Below are 23759 nucleotides of genomic sequence, written 5' to 3' on the forward strand. Positions count from 1 at the left end.
TCCCTCGCCCCTTTGGGGAGAGGGCCGGGGTGAGGGGAAATCCCGCACCCTACCAACAAAAATCCCCGCTTTCGCGGGGATTTTTTATACCGTCAAACCCACCTTACAGCAGATCGAAACGGTCCAGGTTCATCACTTTCACCCATGCCGCCACGAAGTCCTTCACGAACTTCTCTTTGGCATCGCTGGAGGCATAAACCTCCGCCAGCGCGCGCAGTACGGCGTTAGAGCCAAACACCAGGTCGGCGCGGGTTGCGGTGTATTTCACCTCACCGCTTGCGCGGTCGCGGCCTTCGAACAGCTCAGACGTTTCGTCCGTGGCCTTCCACTCGGTGCGCATATCCAGCAGATTCACGAAGAAGTCCGTGGTCAGCGCGCCGACGTTGTCGGTCAGCACGCCGTGCTGGCTGCCGTCGAAGTTCGCGCCCAGCACGCGCATACCGCCTACCAGCACCGTCATTTCCGGCGCGGTCAGCGTCAGCAGCTGCGCTTTGTCGATCAGCAGCGATTCGGTGGTCGCTTCACCCGGCGCGGCGCGGTAGTTACGGAAACCATCGGCAATCGGCTTGAGCAGTTCAAACATCTCAATATCCGTCTGATCCTGACGCGCATCAACGCGGCCTGGCGTGAACGGTACGTTGATGCTAACCCCGGCCGCTTTCGCTGCCTGCTCAACGCCTACGACGCCCGCCAGCACGATGATATCGGCCAGCGACGCTTTGTGCGCCGATTTATAGATGCCTTCCAGCACCGGCAGTACGCGCGCCGCGGTGGCGTTAACGTTCCAGCTACGCTGCGGAGCCAGCGCCAGACGTGCGCCGTTGGCACCACCACGCTTGTCGCCGCCGCGGAAGGTGGACGCGGATGCCCAGGCCACCGACACCAGCTCGCTCACAGAAAGACCAGACGCAGCGATTTCTGCCTTCAGGCTGGCAATATCTTCTGCGGTTGGGTTAAAGAACGCATGCGGCAGCGGGTCTTGCCAGATCAGATCTTCTTTCGGCACTTCCGGCCCGATGTAACGCGCTTTCGGCCCCATATCACGGTGGGTCAGCTTGAACCACGCGCGGGCAAAGGCTTCGTTAAACGCCTGCGGGTCGTTGAGGAAACGACGGGAAATTTTCTCGAATTCCGGGTCAAAGCGCAGCGTCAGGTCGGTAACCAGCATCGTCGGCTTACGTTTTTTCGACGGGTCGAACGGATCCGGGATGATTTCCGGCGCGTCTACCGCTTCAAACTGAATAGCGCCAGCCGGGCTGCGGGTCTGTACCCATTCGTATTTGAACAGGTTCTCGAAGAAGTAGTTGCTCCACTGGGTCGGCGTTTGCGTCCAGACCACTTCCAGGCCGGAGGTGATGGCGTCTGCGCCGGAGCCGCTGCCGTGGGTGCTTGCCCAGCCCAGGCCCTGCGATTCAATCGGCGCGGCTTCAGGATCTGGCCCCACATGCGTGGCTTCTCCCGCACCGTGAGTTTTACCGAGCGTATGGCCACCGGCGATCAGCGCCACGGTCTCTTCGTCGTCCATCCCCATGTTGCCAAAGGTGGCGCGAATCGCCGAGGCGGCCGACAGCGGTTCACCGCTGGCGTTTGGCCCTTCCGGGTTGACGTAAATCAGGCCCATTTCGGTCGCTGCCAGCGGGCGTTTTGCCAGCTCTTCCGGGTCGCGGTGCGCCAGCCAGGCTTTTTCATCACCCCAGTTCACGTCCTGATCCGGTTCCCAGACGTCTTCACGCCCGGCACCGAAACCAAAGGTGCGGAAGCCAGAGTTTTCCAGCGCCACGTTACCCGCCAGAATATACAGGTCAGCCCAGGAGATTTTTTGGCCATATTTCTGCTTGATAGGCCACAGCAGACGACGCGCCTTGTCCAGGCTGACGTTATCCGGCCATGAGTTCAGCGGAGCAAAGCGCTGCTGACCACGACCTGCGCCGCCGCGCCCGTCGGTTGAACGGTACGTGCCCGCCCCGTGCCAGGCCATACGGATAAACAGCCCCACATAGCTTCCCCAGTCGGCAGGCCACCAGGATTGCGAATCGGTTAACAGCGCGCGAATGTCTCCCTTCAACGCTGAATAATCTAATTTGCTGAATTCTTTACGATAATCGAAGTCTTCACCCAGCGGGTTGGACCGATTGGAATGCTGATTAAGTAGATCGACACGAAGCTGTTTCGGCCACCAGTCCTTACTACTGGTGCCCGCGCCTGCGCTCTGATCGTGACCACTTCCGTGGTGGAAAGGACATTTACCTGCGTTCTGGATATCGTCTGGCGTGCTCATCACTATGCTCCCTTACAGTATTTATCATTAAGATATACACCCCTGCTGATAAGTTATAGCTGAAATGACCCACGGATTTGATAGTTAATTCCTCTTATTTTTCCCTTGTCAGAGAGGAATTTTTGCGCAGGTCGGCCCCATATTTGCATAGAAAGAGGGGAAGGACTGTGACCGGGTGGGAGAAACCAACAATAACCCACTCAAAATGCAAGGCTTTATTGTGTCTCAGCGGGTACGGTGGGCCTGAGCCGCACGTTTTTTCAGGCTCACCACCGCCAGCGCGAAAACAATCAGCGCGATACCCGCCGTTTCCAGCAGGTCAGGCCTTTCACCCAGTAACCACCAGGAGAACAGCACGCCAAACACCGGCACCGCCAGCGTACTCAGGCTCGCAATGCTGGCCGGCAGGTTGCGCAGCACAAACAGCCACAGGCTCCAGGCCAGCGCCGTCGCCAGAATGGCGCTGTAGCCCAGCGCCCAGAACACGCCCGGCTGCCAGTCGATCGGCCGCTGCGGCACCAGCAGCGCCACCACGCTCATCACCACCGCGGCATACAGCATCTGCCAGCTGGTTAGCGCCAGCAGGTCGAGGCCAGGATGACGCTGATACAGGCGTTTGGCAACGATAGCGCTTGCTCCCCAGCTCATCCCGGAGAGGATGGCCAGCAGCGCGCTTTTCAGCGAAGTGAAGTCCAGCTGCCACGGCTGCATCACCAGACACAGGCCGACCGCCGCCACGCCGATTGCCGCATACTGCAGCCGCCGCATCCGCTCGCCGAGAAACAGCGCCGCCATGATCACCACCCAGAACGGCATGGTATAGGTCAGAATCGCCACCTTCCCGGCCCCGCCGCTCATCAGCGCCCACTGTGCAAGGCCAATCATGCCGCAGGTTTGCAGGAGGGCAATGGCCAGCGTGTAGCCAAACGGCGTGGGGCGTATGCCGCGTCCGCGCAGGAGTAGAACGATAAACAGGAGCAGTGCGCCGGAGATGCAGCGTAGCGCGGTAAAGTCGAAGGCGCCGATGTAGAGCGTCACCTGTTTCATCGCAATCCAGCTGTAGCTCCAGATGAGCGTCAGCACCAGCAGGCCAATAAGCGCCAGCGGATTGCTTTTCCCTTCGGTAGTCATGGTAGGTCCGTAACGGTGATGTGATGACCATTACTATACTGCGCAAAAGCCCTGCATACACAGGGCTTTTCCAGGGAAGGCGGGATATTACGCCGGGCGCACGCCCAGGGTATGGCAGATGGCGTAGCTCATTTCCGCACGGTTCAGGGTGTAGAAGTGGAAATCTTTTACCCCTTCACGGCTGAGGATTTTCACCATGTCCATGGCGATGCTGGCGCCCACCAGCTTGCGGGTTTCCGCGTCGTCGTCCAGCCCTTCAAACATCGTCGACATCCACGCCGGGATGCGCACGTTGGTCATGTCGGCAAACTTTTTCGCCTGCTTGAAGTTGGAGACCGGCAGGATCCCCGGAATGATTTCCACGTCGATACCCGCCGAGACGCAGCGGTCGCGAAAGCGCAGGTAGCTTTCGACGTCGAAGAAGAACTGGGTGATGGCGCGGTTCGCACCGGCATCCACTTTACGTTTCAGGTTCAGCAGGTCGGCCTGGGCGCTTTTCGCTTCCGGATGCACTTCCGGGTAGGCGGCGACGGAAATATCAAAATCGGCGACGTCTTTCAGCAGCGTGACCAGGTCGGCGGCGTACATGTCCGGCTTGCCGCTGCCCGGCGGCAGGTCACCGCGCAGGGCCACAATGTGGCGAATACCGTTGTTCCAGTAATCCTGGGCAATCGCGCGCAGTTCGTCACGGCTGGCGTCGATACAGGTCAGGTGCGGGACGGCTTCCAGACCGGTGCGGTCTTTAATGCCTTTGATGATACTGTGCGTACGGTCACGTTCGCCGGAGTTGGCGCCGTAGGTCACCGACACAAATTTCGGCTTCAGGCTGCTCAGGCGATCGATGGAGTTCCACAGGGTTTGCTCCATTTCACTGGTGCGCGGCGGGAAAAACTCGAAAGAAACGTTAATCTGCCCCTGCACTTCGGCCAGACTCTGATTCAGCGCTTCCCGCTGGTTGGCGTGAAAAAAGCTCATACCTTACCTCTATCAATCGCGTGTCATTATTGTTGTGTTGTAAACATCTATCCGTTTAGACGTCTGGATGTAAAAATGCCGCAAAAGGAGACGGGCGTCAATAGAAAGATCGGCTTAAAAAGTGAGTAATCTTCAGCGAAGATGAAAAAAGCTCATCATACGCTGCGGCGGGTAACCGCCGCAGCGGACCTGCTTAGTGCTTCACATCCTTCACGCGCATGCCGTTCAACAGCTCTTCAGACAGCTGACCGCCAGATTTGAAGTAATCGACTACCGCATTAGAGATATAGTATCCCCCTGACGTATTGCGCGCCTTGCCTTCCGTAAAGGTAGCAAAACCATCGCCGCCATCGGCCAGGAAGCTGTTGGTCGCGATGTGATAAACCGTCGCATCGTCAATCGGCTTACCGTTAAGGGTTAACACCGTCACCCGCTGGCCGACAGGTTTACTGCTGTCATACTGCATCTCCAGGCCTTTGGAGACCTGCAACACGCCGTTGCTTAAGCTCGCGCCGTGCTCCATCAGGCGACGAATCTGCTTGCCCGTCAGATCCATCGTTGCCAGCTCGTTAGGGAACGGGAAGGTGCTGATAACGCCGCCCATTGTGACCTCCCCCGCCGGAATTTCATTACGAATGCCGCCAGAGTTGGTCAGGGCTAATTGGGTATCTTTACCCGCCGCGGCCATCAGCGCGTCCGCCGCCAGGTTGCCCAGAGAGGAAGACTCACCGTAGGCACGGGTCAGCTCTACCGGCGCGCGGACCACCGTTTGCTGCACCACTTTATCGAGCTTTTGATTCCAGCCATCAATCACCTGCTTCGTTTGTGGATCCGGCTGCCACTCATCGGCAAAAATGGTTTTCAGCTCAAAGTTTTTCACCGTAAAGTCATGCGGTTTTTCTTTGTAATCCAGCACCAGTTTGCCCACGTCAATCCCGCCGCTATCGGTGGAGAGAATCAACGTATTCCCCACCTTAATCGGTTCCGGCGTGCCAACGTGAGCATGGCCGGTGATTAAGATATCCAGCCCTTTCACCTGGCTGGCGGTCTGGATATCTTTATCCAGCGCGCGACGCACATCGGTACTCCCCTGGCTGGACTGGCGCGCCGGAGTCCCTTCATGAATCAGCGCCACGGTAAGATCGACCTTCCCTTTTAGCTCATCAATATAACGTTGCAGCCACTTCACCTCATCGCGAGCTTCAATACCTACGCGCGTCGAGGCAGAAACTGTGTCGTCGAAAGCAAACACGCCGTGCAGGCCAATCACGCCAATCTTCACGCCGTCTTTTTCAATAATGGTGTACGGCTTATCCCAGAACATTTTGCTGCTGTTCTGATAGAAAATATTGCCCTGAACAATGGGGAAATTTGCCTGGCTCAGCTGCAGCAGCGTGTTATCCCAGCCGTGATCGAACTCGTGATTCCCCATCGTGACGGCATCAAACGGCATGGTATTCATAATATCGATGATCGCCTTACCCTTGGTCAGGCTGCTGATGTACGGCCCGGTAAAGTAGTCTCCCGCATCAAAAAACCACGTCGCTTTATTTTTGGCCTTCTCCTGCTTCACCAGCGTGGTGATATTTGCCCAGCCGCCAATATCTCTTTTGCCATCGGCAATCCACGGTACTTTGTAAGGCTCTACGTGAGCATGCAGATCGTTGGTGTAGATAATGGTGACATCCTTTGCCGATGCCCAGAACGGCAGGGTAAGCAGAATGCCGGCGGCAATAACCTTTAATTTCATCGTCAATTCCTTTTCGTCATAGGAGGAATCGCTACGTTACGTTCTGAAAGGGTTTTTTATGTGAGAAGCCTCACAACGGGCAGGGATAAGCGCCGGGCAATATCAACAACCTGCTGAAATCGTTGGTGAGCCCATGACCTCGCCGTTCACAATCAATGCCTGCAAACGTTTGGTTGTCGCAATTTAGGCCTGGCGGCGTCGCCGGACTGCTGCTGGCCGGACTATCGGCTTGGCTACCCCGCGCTGCACTGTAAAGCGTGCGGCAGCTATCCTCCCCTGTTCAACGACGGTGAGTTTGCACGCTGGGCTGCGGCGTGCCTGACGCACACCGCTCGCGAGTACGGTTTTTTTTGCCCTTGCTGTTATCAAAAAGAGACCATTCATTACGGGCACAATCCCGGTGGCAGCCAGCGGCTTCAGCACCAGCACTGCAAAAAGGTCTGGACGCCCAAACAGCTGAGGCAGGTGGCCGCGCCAGCGAAATAAGCCTGGCGGCCAGCCACCACTTCCTGCGCTGGTTAATGCAGCAACCGGAATGTCAGCACAGCGCCCGCTATTGCGCGCAGCGCGTAACGCAACTGCTACAAAACCTGGCAGATAACTATAATACTCAGCGAGTTACGCCGTCTGCGCCATAGTAATCAGCCATTCAAAACGCGGCGCATTTTCTGGCGGTATCACCAGCCCGCACCGCAGGCACAGCGCCGCCTCCTCAACGGGCCTGAACACCACGCCCTGACGCTGGATGGCGGCGAACGAGGCGGGAAACAGGCTTACCCCGTCACCCCGGGCGATGCGCGCCAGCAGCACCTCGTGCTCCAGCGGTTCTTCAATCCGAACGGGCGCGTAGCCCGCACGGTGGAAAATCTCACGCGTAAAGTCGAAGAAGGCAGGGTTACGCTCGCGCTTAAACCAGAACAGCGGGCGGCTAGCGAGCGCTTGCAGCGTTAATGACGCCTGCGCCGACTCCGGCCACTGTGCCGGCAAGGCCGCAATCAGCGGCTCCTGGCGATTAAGCGGTATCACGCTTAATCCAGTAGTCTCCAGCGGCAGCGCCACCAGCGCCGCATCAATTTTGCCCCGTCGCAGCTGGCGCACCAGCTCCGGCGAGCCGTGGCGCACGACATTCAGCGTCTCAACCCGCGCCGCCAGCCGCGTTTCCAGCGGGGTAAAAAAATCCTGCTCGAAGGCGGTGGTCAGCCCTAAGCGCAGCGATGCGCCTTCGGCCTGCGACAGTTTGCTCAACGCGGCATAGGCGCTGTCCTGCTGCGCCAGCAGCGGGCGGACAATCGCCAGCACCCGCTGCCCCTCTGGGGTAAGCGTTAACCCTCGGGTATGGCGGACAAACAGCGTGACCCCCAGCCGCTGTTCCAGCTGGCGAATATGGCGGCTCAGCGGCGGCTGCGACATAAACAGTCGCTCTGCCGCGCGGCGCACGTTGTTCTCTTCCGCCACCACCGCGAAGTAGCGCAGCAGGCGGATATCCAGAGAGTGTAAAGGGGATGTTGTCATACCAAAAAGGTATCACGGAATCGGTATTATCCAAACGGATCCACGCGCTCTATCCTCCCCTCATACGCTAAACAACGAGGGCTTATCATGGATTCAGAACGCTATATTACCGGTCAGAAAATGCTGCAACAGGTTGATGGCAAAGGCGGAGACGCCGTCGTGCAGAGCCTGAAAGAGATCGCACCGGACTTCGCCCGCTATCTGCTGGAATTTCCCTTTGGCGATATTTACGCCCGCCCAGGCTTAGATTTGCGCAGCCGGGAAATCGCCACCGTCGCGGCGCTGACCGCCATGGGCAACGCCGCACCGCAGCTGAAAGTGCACATCGCCGCCGCGCTGCACGTGGGCTTAACGCAGGAAGAAATTATTGAAGTGATTATGCAGATGGCGGTTTACGCGGGATTTCCGGCGGCGCTCAACGGCCTGTTCGCCGCAAAAGAGGTTTTTGCGGCGAACGGCAAGCGCTAGTTACAGCAATTGCGCCAGGCGGTTAATGTCCGACTGAATCGCCCCGGCGGTGACGTCACGACCGGCGCCCGGCCCACGGATCACCAGCGGGTTATCGCGATACCAGCGGCTTTCGATGGCAAAGACGTTATCGCACGGTAGCAGCGAGGCCAGCGGATGTTCCTGACGCACCGCCTCCACACCGACGCGCGCCTTGCCGTTGGCGTCGAAACGCGCCACGTAGCGCAGCACCAGCCCCATCTCCTGGGCGGCTTCCAGACGCTGCAGCATCTGTTCGTTCAGCTCATCGCCGTTCTCAAAGAAGTGGTCGATTGAGCCTTCTTCGCAGTGCGCCGGCACCAGCGATTCCACGCGCACCTGATCCGGTTCGATATCGTAACCCGCTTCACGCGCCAGAATCACCAGCTTACGCATCACGTCTTTACCGGAAAGGTCGACGCGCGGGTCCGGCTCGGTCAGCCCCTGCTGCCAGGCCTGATCGACCAGGTCAGTAAACGGCACGGTGCCATCAAATTGCAGGAACAGCCACGAGAGCGTACCGGAGAAGATACCGCTGATGGCCAGAATGCTGTCGCCGCTGTCAATCAGGTCGCGCACGGTATGGTTAACCGGCAGGCCCGCGCCGACGGTGGCGTTATACAGCCAGTGACGGCCCGTTTTCTCGAAGGCGTCGTGGATCTGGCGATATTTGTCGCTGCTGCTGGCCCCGGCCAGCTTGTTGGCGCTAATGACGTGGAAACCGTGGCTGGCGAAATCGAGATACTGATCGGCCAGCTGCGGGCTGGCGGTGACGTCCAGCACCACCAGGTCGTCGTACGGGTGCGCGCGCATCCACAGGAACAGCGACTCTTCGTCCTGTTCAACCGCTTCATCCTCAAAGAAGGCCAGCGCGCGGCTGGCATCCAGCCCTTCATAGCTCAGCAGGCTGCGGCGGCTGTCCACCACGCCGGCCAGTACAAATTCAAAACCGGTACGCGCCGAAAGCGTAGTCTGCTCGCGGGCAAACAATTCCAGCCAGCGGGAACCGATGTTGCCTTTGCCGAACAGCACCAGGCCAATGCGTTTTTCGGCCCGGAAAACAGATTGGTGCAGGCCCTGAATCAGGCTTTCGGTCGGGCCAGCGCGCAGTACGGCAACGAGGCTGATGCCCTCTTCCGACTGCCAGGTAAATTCAACCGGCTGCCCCTTAAGCTGCTGCCAGAAACGGTGGCAGTGCAGCGGGTTACGGGTGACGCCCGCGCCGACCATCGCTACCAGCGCCAGCCCCTGACGCAGGCGCAGTTCGCCCGGCAAACCGGCTTCATCCAGCATTTTCAGCGCGCTATCCACCACTTCAGAGGTGTAGCAGAACTGAAGTAAACGGTGATCCGCATGAACGCCTACCGCCAGCGGGCGAATCTGCACCCGCTTGAGCAGCTGGTCGATCTCTTTATGCGCCAGCTTAAAGTCCTGGCTGGCAGGGACGCGGAATTCAATCAGGCAGACGTCGTCATGACTGGTGACAATGCGCGCGCCGGTACCCGAGGCGAGCACGCGTTCAATACGCGTCGAGCCCTGATCCGGCGTGTAGCTACAGCGCAATTGCAGATCGATATCGCTGCCGGAAACCGGCTGTAGGGTACGGGCGTGCAGCACCGGGGCGGCGAGACGCGCCAGTTCGCTGGCCTCGTCCAGACGCAGCAGCGGCAGCAGGCAGGCATCTTTGACTTTACGCGGGTCGGCGCTGTAGACGCCCGCGACGTCGCTCCAGATGGTGACGCGAGAAACGCCCGCCAGCGCGCCAATCTGCGTGGCGGAGTAGTCGGAACCGTTACGCCCCAGCAGCACGGTTTCGCCCGCATTGTTGCGGCTGATAAAACCGGTCACCACCAGACGTTTACCCGGATGCTGCGCCATCAGCTGTTGCAGCAGCGGGTACGACAGCCCTTCATCCACCTGCGGCTGCGCGCTGCGTTCAGCACGCAGGAACGCGCGGGCGTCCAGCCAGGCGGCGTCCAGACCCTGCAGCTTGAGGACTTCCGCCATCAGGCGCGCCGACCACACTTCGCCGTGGCCGACCACTTCCGCATACACCGCGTCGTTGACGCCGTTATCCAGCAGCCCGGCCAGACGCTCCAGGTCGTGGATAAAATCGGCAATCATGCCGTCGGCAATCTCCGCGGGCAGCAGGCCGCTAATCAGATCGGACTGATAGCGGCGCAGCGTCTGCTGAACCTGATGCGCAGAGAGGCGATCGGTCTGGCTGAGCTTCAGCCAGTTGATCAGCTGGTTGGTGGTGCTACCGGCGGCGGAAACCACCATCATATCGCCCGGCTGAGAGTACTCCGCCATAATGCCGGCAACACGCAGGTAACACTTCACATCCGCCAGACTACTCCCACCAAATTTATGCAGCTGACGCTCTTTCGCCCCTGCCTGCGCAATCACACTCATATTTACCCCTGTGCTGCGATCCGGAATCCATTTTCCAGATCGGCAATTAAGTCTTCGCTATCTTCAATACCGGTTGAGATACGCAGCAGCGTCTCAGAGATCCCCGCGGCGGCGCGCGCTTCCGGCGCCATGCCCGCGTGGGTCATGGTCGCCGCGTGAGAGATCAGGCTCTCTACCCCGCCCAGCGATTCCGCGAGGGTGAACAGCGACAGCCCGCTCAGGAAGCGGCGCAGCGTTTGCTCGTCACCGTCCAGCTCGAAGCTCAGCATCGCGCCAAACCCTTTCTGCTGGCGGGCGGCAATTTCGTGGCCCTGGTTTTCCGGCAGAGAAGGATGATACAGCTTTTTCACCAGCGGTTGGGTTTTCAGGAAGTCAACAATCGCATACGCGTTGCGCTGCGCCACTTCCATACGCGGGGAAAGCGTACGCAGGCCGCGCAGCAGCAGGTAGCTGTCGAACGCGCTGCCGGTGACGCCGATATTATTCGCCCACCACGCCAGTTCGGTGACGGTATCCGGGTCTTTGGCAATCACCACGCCCGCCACCACGTCAGAGTGGCCGTTCAGGTATTTGGTGCAGGAGTGCAGCACCAGATCGGCGCCCAGCGCCAGCGGGTTTTGCAGCGCCGGGCTGAGGAAGGTGTTATCCACCACGCTCACCGCGCCGGCTTCACGCGCCAGCTGGCATATTTTCGCGATATCGACCACGCGCAGCAGCGGGTTGCTCGGGCTTTCGACCAGCACCAGCTTCGGTTTTTCCGCCAGCGCCGCTTTTAAGGCTTCATCATTGCCCTGATCGACAAACAGCACGCGATAGCAGCCGCGTTTCGCCAGGCTATCAAACAGACGGTAGCTGCCGCCATAGCAGTCGTGCGGCGCGACCAACACGTCGCCCGGCTTGAGGAAAACGGTGGTCACCAGGTGAATCGCCGACATGCCCGTATTGGTCAGGACCGCGCCCGCGCCGCCTTCCAGTTCCGCCAGCGCCCGCTGCACCACGTCACGCGTCGGGTTACCGCGACGAGAGTAGTCATGCGCACGCGGTTCGTTAAAACCGGTAAAGTTATAGGTACTGGAAAGATGAATTGGCGGGACAACACAACCATACTGCTCGTCGTCATTTAATCCGCTACGCACTGCGATGGTGGCCTGTTTACGGGTCATGAGGATTCGTTCCTGGCAAGGTCTGTGAAAAGTCAGACCCCAGAGTAAACATTGTTGCCATAGCCGTCAATACATCTAGACATCTAAACCTCTTTGCGTATAGATTGAGCTATTGGCAAATAGCCGTTAAAATTATATGCATTAGCGCACATCTGCGAAGGCGAAGCGCGTGTCAGCGCACGGCCCATACGGTACACTACGCGCGATCATGGCTGTGAACCGGCCTGTTAACTAATGACTAGAGGATTAAAGGTATCTCATGGCTGAATGGAGCGGCGAATATATCAGCCCATACGCTGAGCACGGTAAGAAGAGTGAGCAAGTAAAAAAAATTACGGTTTCCATTCCTCTGAAGGTGTTGAAGATCCTCACCGATGAACGCACGCGTCGTCAGGTGAACAACCTGCGTCACGCCACCAACAGCGAACTGCTGTGTGAAGCGTTCCTGCATGCTTTTACCGGTCAACCGTTGCCTAACGATGAAGACCTGCGAAAAGAGCGCAGCGATGAAATTCCGGAAGCGGCGAAAGAAATTATGCGTGAGCTGGGGATCGACCCGGAGACGTGGGAGTACTGATTGGCTGAAGAAGCCGGGAAACGCCAACGTTTCCCGGCTTTTTTATTGTCAGCGAGCGTTACTTCACCTCATACTCGGGCAAGGGGCGAGCGGCAATAAACTGTGCCACCGCCTCGCGGTCGGGGATCGCCGACAGCGCCCCTTTCTGCGTGGTCGCCAACGCGCCGCAGGCGCTGGCCTGCGCCATCGCGCGATGGAGCTGCGCAATATCATCAGGCATTCCCTGCTGGGCGATACTGGCCAGCAGCCCAGCCATAAAGGCATCGCCCGCCCCCGTCGTATCGACACTCTCAACCACATAGCCGTTAAAATGCACGACGCCGCCCTGATACATCACCATCGCTCCCTGCGCCCCGTAGGTCACAATTTTGAGCTTTGCGGGATACGCCTCAAGCGCGGTAATCGCTTCGCTAAAGCGCTGGGTTTGGGTTAACCAATACCACTCCTCTTCCGAGAGCTTCAGAATATCCGCCTGATGGGCAAACCGCCGTACCGTCTCCAGCATGCTTGCGGGTTCAGGCCACATTTGCTCGCGCAGGTTGACGTCAAAACTCAGCAGGCCATGCTGCTGTTTAATCCGCGCTATCGCCTGCGCCAGCGTATCGCGACAGGCCGGTGCGACCAGCGCCAGCGAGCAAAAGTGCAGGATATCTGCGCCAAACGCCGGCAGCGCCTGCGTCGACAGAAACTGATCGGCGGAGGGGTTGACCAGGAAGGTGAAGTCCCGCTCGCCGTCTTTGCCCAGCGACACCACCACGGTGCTGGTGCGGCGCTGGCTGTCCAGCTCCATCGCCGCCACGTCGACGCCATACTCCCGCAGCGTTTTTTGCATCAGATGGCCGAAAGGATCGTCGCCGACGCGGCCAATAAACCCGCTGCGGCAGCCTAAGCGCGCCGCCCCCGCCGCGACGTTCAGCGGCGCGCCGCCGGGGCAAACCTCGTAGCGCGTCTCCGATAACGGCAGAAGGTCCGCCACCGCATCGCCTAAGGCCCAAATGTTCATCATGTTTCTCCTTCGCTTAGCGATCCAGCGGCCAGTAGCCGCCATTTTTCAGCGTCGCTGTACCGTGGCTGGCAAAGAGCGCCAGCTGACGCTCGCCATCCTGCGGGTAGATCCGGCAGCTCAGGCACGCTTCGCCATCATTGACGAAAACTTCGATGGAGGAGCGGTCGATAAATACCCGCAACGTCAGAGGCGCGTCGGTGGATATCGCCACGCTACGCGCGCCGTCCAGCCCACAGTGCGGATAGCGCCGCTCGAGAACCAGCCGCTGCGCCTGCGCATCAACATATAGCCGCAGCCCTTCACCCAGCGTGAGGCCGTAGCTCTCCGCCGTCGCCCCCTGCGTTTCCCACGTCAGTTCCAGCTCGATGGCTTCAGCATCATCGACAATCGCCGACGTTTGGTTCTTCAGCTGCTGCGCCAGCAGCGGATAGTAGCTGCCGCGCAGCGTCGCGACCTCTTCCGCCGGGACCATTTGCAGACGGTTATCCGCGCCGAGGCGAATTTCGCGCGGTAAAGAGAGCATCCCCGCCCAGCCGTCCTGCTGCTCCGGCGTCGGCGACTCCCACATATCCAGCCAGCCGATGACAATGCGGCGGCCGTCCGGCGCCAGGAAGCTTTGTGGGGCATAAAAATCGTGCCCGTGGTCCAGCTCGACAAATTCGCCGTCGGTCGAAAACGGCTGCCCCGGCTGCCAGTCGCCAATCAGATAGCCGCTCTGGAACAGATTGCGGTTGCGGTAGCCTTCCGCCGCGATGCCCTGCGGCGAGAACATCAGCACCCGTTTGCCGCCGAGGCTGAAGAAATCCGGGCACTCCCACATATAGCCCATTCCTTCCCGCGCCTCGGCCAGCACGCCCTCTTCCTGCCACTGGCGAAGATCGGCGGAGCGGTACAGGCGCACCTGTCCGGTATCGCCCACGCGTGAACCGACAATCAGGTACCAGGTATCGCCTTCACGCCAGACCTTTGGATCGCGGAAGTGATGCAACCCGGTGGGGGTATCAATAATCTGTCCCTGGCGCTCAAAATGAACGCCGTCGCGACTGGTCGCCAGGCACTGCACCTGATAGAGGTTATCGTCGCTGCTCGGATCGCCGTGGAACTTATGCCCGGTATAAATCAGCGCCAGCGTATCGCCGTCGACCACCGCCGAACCGGAGAAGCAGCCGTCTTTATCCTCCGGGCCTTCCGGCGCGAGCGCCACCGGCAGATGCTCCCAGTGCACCAGGTCTTTACTCCGCGCATGGCCCCAGTGCATTGGCCCCCACTGGGTTGAGTAGGGATGGTGCTGGTAAAACGCGTGGTACCAGCCGTTGAACCACACCAGCCCGTTCGGGTCATTCATCCAGCCCGCCCGGGCGGCAAGGTGGTAACGCGGATACCAGCGCGGGTTCAGCGTGGCGCTGCGTTTTTCGAGTTCCTGTTCAGCTTGGGCAATTGAAAACGTCATATTCTTCACTCTTATTCAGACAGCAGAAGATTGTGTCAGCAGCGGATCGGAGGCCGGCTTGCTGGCGCGTAATAGGAAAATGGAAATGAAGGTGGTACAGAACACCAGCGCGCCCATAAACAGATAGGATTCGGCAAAGCCATATTTTTCATAGCTGTAGCCCGCCAGCGGCGACAGTACGGTGGCGATAACCGAGCTGGTGCAGGCGAATCCCACCAGATACAGCGTTGAGGAGAGGCGTTTATCAAAGTTGGCGCTGTTGTATTTAAAGATGGAGACCAGCAGCACCGGCAGCTCTACGCCGTGCAGCAGTTTGGTGATGGATATCAGCAGCGGGCCTTCAACCAGCCCCGATGCCACCATACGCAGGGCCATCACCATACCGGCGAAGATCAGCCCGTTTTTGGCGCCAATGCGGTTTACCAGCCACGGCGCGCAGAACATGCCCGCGGCCTCGAGGAACACCTGGAAGGAGTTCAGGTAGCCGTACATGGCGTTCCCCTCCTGAAGCGTCGGGAACTGAGAGGAGAAATAGACCGGAAACTGCTGATCGTAGACGCCGTAAATGCAGGTCCCAATGACGAAAAACACCAGCGCCCAGAAACGTGGCAGCGTAAGCAGACGCAGCGCGTCCTCCAGCTTAACTTTGCCCTTCTCGCCCTCTGCCGAAAGCGCCTGCGCATCGGCCGGTACCGAGAGCCGCGCCAGCAGGAAGAAAAAGACCAGCCCCGAGCAGCTCGCCACCGCAAAGTTAAGCTGCGGGTTAATATTAAACAGCAGCCCGGCAAAAAAGGTTGCCACGGCCCACCCCAGCGAGCCCCACATTCGCGCTTTGCCAAATTCGAAATGCGTCTGACGAGCCACGCGTTCGGTATACGACTCCAGCACGCCGATCCCGCCGTTGAAGGTCAGCCCAATGTAGAGGCCGCCAAAAAGGCTGCCGATCAAGATGTTGATTTTCAGTAAGTAACCAAAGAGCAGGTACGCCGGACCGGAGAGAATCAGCAGTACGGTGATATACCAGAGCAGGTGTTTACGCAGGCCAAGTTTGTCCTGCACAAACCCATAACAGATTTGCGCAAACAGCGCGGAAACCGACAGGACGGAGAAAATAATCCCCGTATCGCCTGGCTGTAGCCCCACCTCCTGGTGTAGCCAGATAGAGAGCAGCGAACCTGAAGAAGACCAGGTGACAAAAAAGAAAAACAGCAGAGCACTGAGCAGCAGATAACTGTGAGAATCGTGTTCTTTCATCATGGCAATCTCATCGTGGATTAACGCCGCAATGGTAACGTTAACAAAAAACAGAACTCATGCTGTTTCGTCGCGATATCCGATGTTAATCACAAAAGTTAACGTTAACATGGTAGAAATAAGATCGTGATCAACTATTTCCTGGCATAACGGACACGTAGAGTGCGCTAGAATAACGCGCTATCCTTTTACATCAGTAAGTTAGTGGTTCTGTTGCAATCGTGGAGTCTGAAATATGGCATCTTTAAAAGATGTAGCGAAGCTGGCCAACGTCTCGTTGATGACGGTTTCCCGCGCCCTGAACAGCCCGGAGCGGCTCAAGCCGGAAACGCTGGCTCGCGTACAATCCGCTATTGCCCAAACGAACTATGTTCCCGATCTCTCCGCCAAACGTATTCGCGGCGCGCACGATACGCCGAAAACCATCGGCGTGCTGGCGCTGGATACGGTAACGACGCCGTTTTCGGTCGAGATCACGCTGTCGATTGAAGAGACCGCAAGAGCGCACGGCTGGAACAGTTTTGTGGTGAATATGTTTTCTGACGATAGCCCGGAGTCCATCGTCGACCTGCTGCTCTCGCACCGTCCCGGCGGCATTATTTACACCACCATGGGCCTGCGTCAGGTCCCCGTTCCCGCCAAGCTGCTCACCCTGCCGTGCGTGCTGGCAAACTGCGAAAGCCTGAACGACCCGGTCGCCAGCTTTATTCCCGACGACGAACAGGGTCAGTATACCGCGGTGCGGGGCCTGCTGGCGGCAGGCTACACGCGTCCACTGTGCCTGCACTTGCCAGCAAATCATCTGGCGACCGTACGCCGCCGCCAGGGTCTGGAGCGCGCCTGTCGGGAAGCGGGTATCAACCCGGATACGCTGACCCATTACTATATGGAGTACGGCGATGCGCACTATCGCGATATGCCCGCCAACGTGCTGGCGCATATCAAGCAGGGTAAGCCTCAGTTTGATTCGGTGATTTGCGGCAACGATCGCATCGCGTTTATGGTTTATCAGACGCTGCTGGCGCAGGGGCTACGGATCCCCGAGGATGTAGCGGTGCTGGGTTATGACAATATGGTGGGCATTGGCGATCTGTTCCTGCCGCCGCTCTCTACGGTACAGCTGCCGCACTATGAGATTGGCCGCCTCAGCGCGCTGCATATAATTAATGGCGATACGCATCGCGAGACGGTACGCGTAGCCAGCCCGTGGCTGCCCGGAAAATCGATATAAAAAAACCCGCTCACTGAGCGGGTTTTCGAATTTTTTCAGCGCCTTAGAAGCGAGTCACTTCCGGATGCAGCTCAGACATGGAGATCAGGTAGGAAACAAAAACGTTTTTGATTGCAGTCAGCATAGTCACACCTTTACCCGTATTCAGTTTGAGGTCATTTGATGGGCAGATAATAAGCGCATTCGCCGTGCCGCGCAAGATTTTTGTGACACCCATCACAAAAAATCCTGACTAAGATGCGAAAAAATGAAAGGCGGAGGGATCGCTCCCGCCGCCTTTCGCCTCACATGCTCTGTGGTACTGACTGAGAGCGTAAATTTATTTTACGCCCTTTTTAAATAGCCTCTTAGACAATCGCTAAGTAGTAAATAAGGTACTGCCTGCGTAATTAATAATTAGAAGTTATAACCCAGACCAATACGGTAGCGCGTCTGACGGTCGTCGGTAGTGGTGGTATTATATCCTGAAGAGACGTTACCCACTTCCACAAACGGTACCCATGAATTGATGTTATACGCGACGCGGAAGTTATATTCATAATCATCCTTATCGTTATTATAGAGATCTTCGCTATCCGCTACCTTATAAATACCGTTCAGCTCGAACATCCAGTTATCAATGTTATAACCCAGCCAGGCCTCTGGACGATAAACGGTGCGGTCATCACGTCCGTCACCATTACGACGAGCATACTCGGTACGGTAGCGGAAGGCCGTCCACCAGTTATCGTTAATATTATACTGCACGCGAATATATGGCTTGTAGATAGCCATATCGTCGCCCGTCTCAACGGCGATCCCCGGTTGCCAGATAAATCCTTTCCATTCAAATTGATAGCTTGCCGTATACTCTGCGCTGTTGGATTCCATATTGTTTAGCGCATGATTAGATTCTTTGTCATCAGAGCGCGATACCGCTTCGACCGCCACACAAAACCCGGTGGCAAAACGGTTCGACATATAGACACGGTCGTAGTTGCGACCATCGTCGTAGTACTCATGACGATAGTCGACGTAACCGGCATGCGCCGCGCCGGCGAATAATGGCAGCAGTAACAGGGCATATTTTGTTTTCATTGCAATCACTCTTAAAAATATCAGCAAGCGGTCCAGTTTTCTCTGTTTTTACAAACCAGAAAAAAGGATGTTTAGTAGTTTTTTTTGTCACGCTGAAATTTTATTTTGTAATCTATAGCAACACCTTTTTATTACTGCCATGAGAAACTAAAAACTGGCAATAAACTCAAGATAAATGAGATAGAGATCACCAACAAAAATTATTACCAACACAAATAAAAAGCCAAATCAAATATATAAAATCAATTTTATAATAGACAAACCGGTTAATTAAAATGAATATGTCACAACCAGTATTTATTTATCTTATTATTTAAAATATATATTCAGGATGGGAATTTAAATCAAACGATAGATAACCAGCCGGGAACGCTGATTTCGGGCACAAAAAAAGCGCCCTGAGGCGCTTTTTTCTGCCTGGCAACTTATTTGCTGCCTGGGATGCTGAAACGCTTGTTGAAGCGGTCAACACGGCCACCGGTAGCAACATCACGCTGCTTGCCAGTATAGAACGGGTGGCATTTGCCGCACACGTCCAGGTTCAGATCGTGGCCAACGGTAGAGCGGATCTGCATGACGTTACCGCAAGAACAGGTTGCAGTAATTTCTTCGTATTTCGGGTGAATATCTTTTTTCATGGGAAAACCTCGGTTAAGGCCGCGTCGCTCTTCCAGCCCTAACGCCAGACACCACGCGATGTTGATAGTATATATACTGCATCATTCAAGCTGCCTCGGCGTTGGCTGCGTTCGTTCACACCAGTCACTTACTGATGTAAGCTCCTGGGGATTCACTCTCTTGCCGCCTTGATGCAGCTCGAATGATTTTGTCTATATGTTCCTGATGCCAAAATGCACCAAAGGCGGCGAATCATACAGAATTTGACCAGCAGATGCAAACTGATCCGCACCCCTACAATGTGTATACTGTCTCGCCAGATTTCAAGTCAGGAAGAAAACATGCCCGTTGCTCACGTTGCCCTGCCTGTTCCACTGCCCCGCACGTTCGACTACCTGCTGCCTGACAACCTCAGCGCCAAAGCGGGCTGCCGCGTGCGCGTGCCGTTTGGTAAACAAGAGCGCGTGGGAATAGTGGTATCGGTCAACGAAAGCAGCGAACTGCCGCGCGATGAGCTAAAAGCGGTGATCGACGTGCTGGACGGCGAACCGGTGTTCTCAAGCTCGGTATGGCGACTGCTGTTGTGGGCCGCGGAGTATTACCATCATCCCATTGGTGACGTCCTGTTCCACGCGCTGCCGATTATGCTGCGCCAGGGGAAACCCGCCAGCGCCGCGCCGCAGTGGTTCTGGTTTGCCACCGAGCAGGGGCAGGCGGTCGATATTAATAGCCTGAAGCGTTCGCCGAAACAGCAGCAGGCGCTGGCCGCCCTGCGTCAGGGAAAGATCTGGCGTCACCAGGTCGCAGAGCTGGAATTTAATGAAAGCGCGATGCAGGCGCTGCGCACCAAAGGGCTGTGCGAGCTGGGCAGCCTGGCGCCGGAAATTACCGACTGGCGCTCCGCTTATTCCGTCCCCGGCGAACGTCTGCGCCTGAATACCGAGCAGGCCACCGCGGTAGGCGCTATTCACAGCGCCTCCGACGAATTCTCCGCCTGGCTGCTGGAAGGCGTCACCGGCTCGGGTAAAACCGAAGTCTACCTTAGCGTGCTGGAAAACGTGCTAGCTAAAGGCAAGCAGGCGCTGGTGATGGTGCCGGAAATCGGCCTGACGCCGCAGACTATCGCCCGCTTCCGCGAGCGCTTTAACGCGCCGGTGGAGGTGCTGCATTCGGCCCTCAACGACAGCGAACGGCTTGCCGCCTGGCTGAAGGCGAAAAGCGGCGAGGCGGCGATTGTTATCGGGACTCGCTCATCGCTGTTTACGCCGTTTAAAAATCTCGGCGTCATTGTGATTGATGAGGAGCACGACAGCTCGTATAAGCAGCAGGAAGGCTGGCGCTATCACGCTCGCGACCTCGCCGTATGGCGCGCCCACAGCGAGCAAATCCCGATTATCCTCGGCTCGGCCACGCCCGCACTGGAGACCCTGCTCAACGTTCGCCAGCATAAGTACCGCCTGCTGCGCTTAACGCGCCGCGCGGGCAACGCGCGGCCGGCCACTCAGCACGTGCTCGACCTCAAAGGCCAGCAGCTGCAGGCCGGGCTCTCTCCCGCGCTGATTAACCGCATGCGCCAGCATTTGCAGGCCGATAACCAGGTGATTTTATTCCTCAATCGCCGCGGTTTTGCCCCCACGCTGCTGTGCCACGACTGCGGCTGGATTGCCGAATGCCCGCGCTGCGACAGCTACTACACGCTGCACCAGTCACAGCATCACCTGCGCTGCCATCACTGCGACAGCCAGCGGCCGATCCCGCGCCAGTGCCCTTCCTGCGGCTCAACGCATCTGGTTCCGGTGGGGCTAGGCACCGAGCAGTTGGAACAGGTGCTGGCACCGATGTTCCCCGGCGTCCCGCTGTCGCGTATCGACCGCGATACCACCAGCCGTAAAGGGGCGCTGGAGCAGCACCTGGCGGAAGTCCACCGCGGCGGCGCGCGCATTCTGATTGGCACCCAGATGCTGGCAAAAGGGCACCACTTCCCGGACGTTACGCTGGTCGCGCTGCTGGACGTTGACGGCGCGCTTTTCTCCGCCGATTTCCGTTCGGCGGAGCGCTTTGCCCAGCTGTACACCCAGGTTTCCGGTCGCGCCGGGCGCGCGGGTAAGCAGGGCGAAGTGGTGCTGCAAACCCACCATCCCGACCACCCACTGCTGCAAACGCTGCTCTATAAAGGCTATAACGCCTTTGCCGAACAGGCGCTGGCGGAGCGCCAGACCATGCAGCTGCCGCCGTACACCAGCCACGTACTGATTCGTGCGGAAGACCACAACAACCAGCAGGCGCCGGTATTCCTGCAGCAACTGCGTAACCTGATACAGGCCAGCCCGCTCGCGGACGATAAGCTGTGGGTACTCGGCCCGGTCCCGGCGCTGGCCCCCAAGCGCGGCGGCCGCTATCGCTGGCAAATTCTGCTGCAACACCCCTCTCGCGTGCGCCTGCAACACATCGTCACCGGCACGCTGGCGCTCATTAACACGCTCCCGGAATCCCGCAAAGTGAAGTGGGTTCTCGACGTTGACCCGATAGAAGGTTAATTCAGAGTTGCGAGCGGGATCGTGAAATCAAACAATCATCACACTTTTGATGAAAATTCTGTAACAGATCCCCCTAACTATCTGATAAAAGTGTGTCAGATGTCAGGTCACAAAGGACGTGCCTGCGCCAGTAAGTGAGGAGAGAATCAGGTGAAGGCTAAAAAACCGGTTGTTGCCGCAACCATGAAAGACGTTGCCCTACAGGCCAACGTCTCTACGGCAACCGTATCTCGTGCATTGATGAACCCTGAGAAGGTTTCGCAGGCAACACGTAATCGCGTGGAGCAGGCGGCACTGGAGGTCGGGTATCTTCCGCAAATGCAGGGGCGCAACATGAAGCGCAACGAGTCGCGCACCATCCTGGTGATTGTCCCGGATATCTGCGATCCCTTCTTTAGCGAAGTGATCCGCGGGATCGAGGTGACGGCGGCGGCGCAGGGTTATCTGGTGCTGATTGGCGACTGCGCGCATCAGAATCAGCAGGAAAAAACCTTCATCGATTTAATCATCACCAAGCAGATCGACGGCATGCTGCTGCTCGGCTCCCGTCTACCGTTCGACGCCAGTATTGAAGAGCAGCGCAACCTGCCGCCGATGGTGATGGCCAACGAATTTGCGCCGGAGCTGGGCCTGCCGACGGTGCACATCGACAACCTCACCGCCGCCTTTGATGCCGTGAACTACCTTCACGAGCTGGGCCATCAGCGCATTGGCTGTATCGCCGGGCCGGAAGAAATGCCGCTGTGCCACTACCGCCTGCAAGGGTACGTCCAGGCGCTGCGCCGCAGCGGTATTACCGTTGACCCTCACTATATTGCCCGCGGCAACTTCACCTACGAAGCGGGCGCCACCGCACTCGAACAACTTCTGGCGCTGCCGCAGCCGCCGACCGCCGTGTTCTGCCACAGCGATATTATGGCGCTCGGCGCACTCTCCTATGCCAAACGTCACGGCCTGAAAATCCCGGAAGATCTGTCGATTATCGGCTTCGATAACATCTCGCTGGCCGAGTTCTGCGACCCACCGTTAACCACCGTCTCTCAGCCCCGATTTGATATTGGCCGTGAGGCCATGCTGCTGCTGTTGAACCAGCTGAGCGGGCAGTTTGTTGATAGTGGTTCCCGTCTACTCGACTGTGAGCTGATCGTTCGCGGCAGTACCAGCAAAATTTGATGTAAAGCCGGGCGCTTTAGGACTTGCTTGTCTGGTCAAAGCCCCGCCGCTTAAGTAACATGTCGGGCTAACTAACGGAAAAAGACAGCGAAACGATAGTGGCACAACGAGACTATGTACGCCGCGGCCAGCAGGCACCTTCGCGGCGCAAGAACAGCGCTTCACGGAATACACGGAAAAAGCAGAGTAGCTTTCCGGCAGTCTCTCCTGCCATGGTGGCGATTGCTGCTGCGGTAGTGGTCGCTTTTATCGGCGGTTTGTACTTCATCACGCATCATAAAAAAGAAGACGCCGAATCACTGCAAAGCCGCCAGATGACCGGGAACGGCCTGCCGCCGAAGCCGGAAGAACGCTGGCGCTATATTAAAGAGCTGGAAAGTCGCCAGCCGGGCGTACGTGCGCCAACGGAACCGTCCGCGGGCGGCGAAGTGATCAACCCAAACCAGCTGACCGACGAACAGCGCCAGCTGCTGGCCCAAATGCAGGCGGATATGCGTCAGCAGCCCACGCAGCTGACCGAAGTGCCGTGGAACGAGCAGACGCCTGCCCAGCGCCAGCAAACGCTGCAGCGTCAGCGTCTTGCCCAACAGGCGCAGCAGCAGTCACAGCAACAGCAGCAACAGCAACAACAGTGGACGCAAACGCAACCGGTGCAGGCGCCGCAAACCCGCACCACGCAGCCGCGCCAGACACAGACTCAGACTCAGCAGCAGCCGAAGGCCACGGCGTCGAATTCGCCGTATCAGGATCTGATGCAAACGCCTGCCCATACGGCCTCACAGCCTAAAAACCAGGCCGCTGCGCCGGTGACGCATGAAACGACGCCGCCGAAAGCGACCGAGAAAAAAGATGAGCGCCGCTGGATGGTACAGTGCGGTTCCTTCAAGGGTGCCGAACAGGCGGAAACCGTGCGCGCCCAGCTGGCGTTTGAAGGCTTCGACTCGAAGATCACCGTCAACAACGGCTGGAACCGCGTGGTCATCGGCCCGGTGAAAGGCAAGGATAACGCCGACAGCACCATCGCCCGTCTGAAGATGGCCGGTCACGGAAACTGCATTAGGCTCGCTTCCGGGGGTTGAAACCCCCAAAAACCCCCCCATCTATACTTACATTCTGCCCCGTACGC

The 23759-nt window shown here is 57.9% G+C and carries 19 protein-coding genes and 1 pseudogene; 7 read left to right on the forward strand and 13 right to left on the reverse strand.

All coding sequences use genetic code 11. From position 1 onward, the window contains the following. Nucleotides 1-103: 103 nt before the first annotated feature. The 4 genes from katG to ACK5JN_RS15055 all read right to left on the reverse strand — a co-directional run bounded on the left by katG (nucleotide 104) and on the right by ACK5JN_RS15055 (nucleotide 6134). Entirely contained in the window at nucleotides 104-2278 is a 2175-nt protein-coding gene (gene katG, locus ACK5JN_RS15040) for a catalase/peroxidase HPI (RefSeq protein ID WP_416870914.1), read from the reverse strand. Nucleotides 2279-2503: 225 nt separating this feature from the next. Then, nucleotides 2504-3409: a DMT family transporter gene (locus ACK5JN_RS15045; RefSeq protein ID WP_416870915.1), complete on the reverse strand. Its 906-nt coding sequence runs from the start codon at nucleotides 3407-3409 to the stop codon at nucleotides 2504-2506. An 87-nt stretch (nucleotides 3410-3496) separates the two neighbouring features. Continuing rightward, on the reverse strand, nucleotides 3497-4384 hold the full coding sequence (gene metF / locus ACK5JN_RS15050) for a methylenetetrahydrofolate reductase (protein WP_416870916.1): 888 nt from the start codon (nucleotides 4382-4384) through the stop codon (nucleotides 3497-3499). A 193-nt stretch (nucleotides 4385-4577) separates the two neighbouring features. After that, a complete protein-coding gene (locus ACK5JN_RS15055) occupies nucleotides 4578-6134 on the reverse strand; it encodes a bifunctional metallophosphatase/5'-nucleotidase (RefSeq protein ID WP_416870917.1) in 1557 nt (518 codons plus the stop codon). Between the two features lie 133 nt (nucleotides 6135-6267). Here ACK5JN_RS15055 and ACK5JN_RS15060 point away from each other — a divergent pair. Beyond that, nucleotides 6268-6590, forward strand: a pseudogene (locus ACK5JN_RS15060) (cytoplasmic protein); the annotation flags it as partial. Nucleotides 6591-6752: 162 nt separating this feature from the next. Here the strand turns inward: ACK5JN_RS15060 and ACK5JN_RS15065 are convergent. Further along, nucleotides 6753-7646, reverse strand: a complete 894-nt coding sequence (locus tag ACK5JN_RS15065; protein ID WP_416870918.1) for a LysR family transcriptional regulator — start codon at nucleotides 7644-7646, stop codon at nucleotides 6753-6755. Nucleotides 7647-7733: 87 nt separating this feature from the next. Between ACK5JN_RS15065 and ACK5JN_RS15070 the strand changes: the two genes are divergently transcribed. Next, on the forward strand, nucleotides 7734-8114 hold the full coding sequence (locus tag ACK5JN_RS15070; RefSeq protein WP_416870919.1) for a carboxymuconolactone decarboxylase family protein: 381 nt from the start codon (nucleotides 7734-7736) through the stop codon (nucleotides 8112-8114). Here the strand turns inward: ACK5JN_RS15070 and ACK5JN_RS15075 are convergent, their stop codons facing one another. Both ACK5JN_RS15075 and metB read right to left on the reverse strand, forming a co-directional pair. Beyond that, nucleotides 8115-10547, reverse strand: coding sequence for a bifunctional aspartate kinase/homoserine dehydrogenase II (locus tag ACK5JN_RS15075; RefSeq protein WP_416870920.1), 2433 nt, complete (start codon nucleotides 10545-10547; stop codon nucleotides 8115-8117). 2 nt (nucleotides 10548-10549) lie between these two features. Continuing rightward, nucleotides 10550-11710, reverse strand: coding sequence for a cystathionine gamma-synthase (metB, locus tag ACK5JN_RS15080; protein WP_416870921.1), 1161 nt, complete (start codon nucleotides 11708-11710; stop codon nucleotides 10550-10552). 259 nt (nucleotides 11711-11969) lie between these two features. On the opposite strand from metB, the gene metJ reads away from it, so the two are divergent. Further along, the gene (metJ, locus tag ACK5JN_RS15085; protein ID WP_012907792.1) at nucleotides 11970-12287 is read left to right on the forward strand and encodes a met regulon transcriptional regulator MetJ; all 318 of its coding nucleotides are present in this window, start codon (nucleotides 11970-11972) and stop codon (nucleotides 12285-12287) included. A gap of 58 nt (nucleotides 12288-12345) precedes the next feature. Here the strand turns inward: metJ and ACK5JN_RS15090 are convergent, their stop codons facing one another. The 3 genes from ACK5JN_RS15090 to ACK5JN_RS15100 are packed head-to-tail and all read right to left on the reverse strand — an operon-like array spanning nucleotide 12346 to nucleotide 16000. Further along, nucleotides 12346-13290: an aminoimidazole riboside kinase gene (locus ACK5JN_RS15090; RefSeq protein WP_416870979.1), complete on the reverse strand. Its 945-nt coding sequence runs from the start codon at nucleotides 13288-13290 to the stop codon at nucleotides 12346-12348. A gap of 16 nt (nucleotides 13291-13306) precedes the next feature. After that, on the reverse strand, nucleotides 13307-14743 hold the full coding sequence (locus ACK5JN_RS15095; RefSeq protein WP_416870922.1) for a glycoside hydrolase family 32 protein: 1437 nt from the start codon (nucleotides 14741-14743) through the stop codon (nucleotides 13307-13309). 15 nt (nucleotides 14744-14758) lie between these two features. After that, nucleotides 14759-16000, reverse strand: a complete 1242-nt coding sequence (locus tag ACK5JN_RS15100; protein ID WP_416870923.1) for an MFS transporter — start codon at nucleotides 15998-16000, stop codon at nucleotides 14759-14761. A 232-nt stretch (nucleotides 16001-16232) separates the two neighbouring features. Here ACK5JN_RS15100 and ACK5JN_RS15105 point away from each other — a divergent pair, with 232 nt between their 5' ends. Continuing rightward, a complete protein-coding gene (locus ACK5JN_RS15105) occupies nucleotides 16233-17228 on the forward strand; it encodes a LacI family DNA-binding transcriptional regulator (protein ID WP_416870924.1) in 996 nt (331 codons plus the stop codon). A 43-nt stretch (nucleotides 17229-17271) separates the two neighbouring features. On the opposite strand, the gene ACK5JN_RS15110 is transcribed toward ACK5JN_RS15105, so the two are convergent. The 3 genes from ACK5JN_RS15110 to rpmE form a co-directional block, all read right to left on the reverse strand. Next, complete coding sequence (locus tag ACK5JN_RS15110) at nucleotides 17272-17448, reverse strand: hypothetical protein (protein ID WP_416870925.1); 177 nt, start codon at nucleotides 17446-17448, stop codon at nucleotides 17272-17274. A 176-nt stretch (nucleotides 17449-17624) separates the two neighbouring features. Then, nucleotides 17625-18305, reverse strand: a complete 681-nt coding sequence (locus tag ACK5JN_RS15115; protein WP_416870926.1) for an oligogalacturonate-specific porin KdgM family protein — start codon at nucleotides 18303-18305, stop codon at nucleotides 17625-17627. Between the two features lie 425 nt (nucleotides 18306-18730). Continuing rightward, nucleotides 18731-18943, reverse strand: coding sequence for a 50S ribosomal protein L31 (gene rpmE / locus ACK5JN_RS15120; RefSeq protein WP_035892364.1), 213 nt, complete (start codon nucleotides 18941-18943; stop codon nucleotides 18731-18733). Nucleotides 18944-19264: 321 nt separating this feature from the next. On the opposite strand from rpmE, the gene priA reads away from it, so the two are divergent. The 3 genes from priA (at nucleotide 19265) to ftsN (ending at nucleotide 23712) form a co-directional block, all read left to right on the forward strand. After that, nucleotides 19265-21460 carry a primosomal protein N' gene (gene priA / locus ACK5JN_RS15125; protein WP_416870927.1) on the forward strand — a complete coding sequence of 732 codons (2196 nt, stop codon included), beginning with the start codon at nucleotides 19265-19267 and terminating at the stop codon, nucleotides 21458-21460. A 150-nt stretch (nucleotides 21461-21610) separates the two neighbouring features. Continuing rightward, complete coding sequence (gene cytR, locus ACK5JN_RS15130) at nucleotides 21611-22633, forward strand: DNA-binding transcriptional regulator CytR (protein WP_416870928.1); 1023 nt, start codon at nucleotides 21611-21613, stop codon at nucleotides 22631-22633. 98 nt (nucleotides 22634-22731) lie between these two features. Further along, nucleotides 22732-23712, forward strand: coding sequence for a cell division protein FtsN (ftsN, locus tag ACK5JN_RS15135; protein WP_416870929.1), 981 nt, complete (start codon nucleotides 22732-22734; stop codon nucleotides 23710-23712). Nucleotides 23713-23759 lie beyond the last annotated feature (47 nt).

It is taken from the genome of Kluyvera sp., assembly GCF_047971185.1.
Classification (GTDB): domain Bacteria; phylum Pseudomonadota; class Gammaproteobacteria; order Enterobacterales; family Enterobacteriaceae; genus Kluyvera.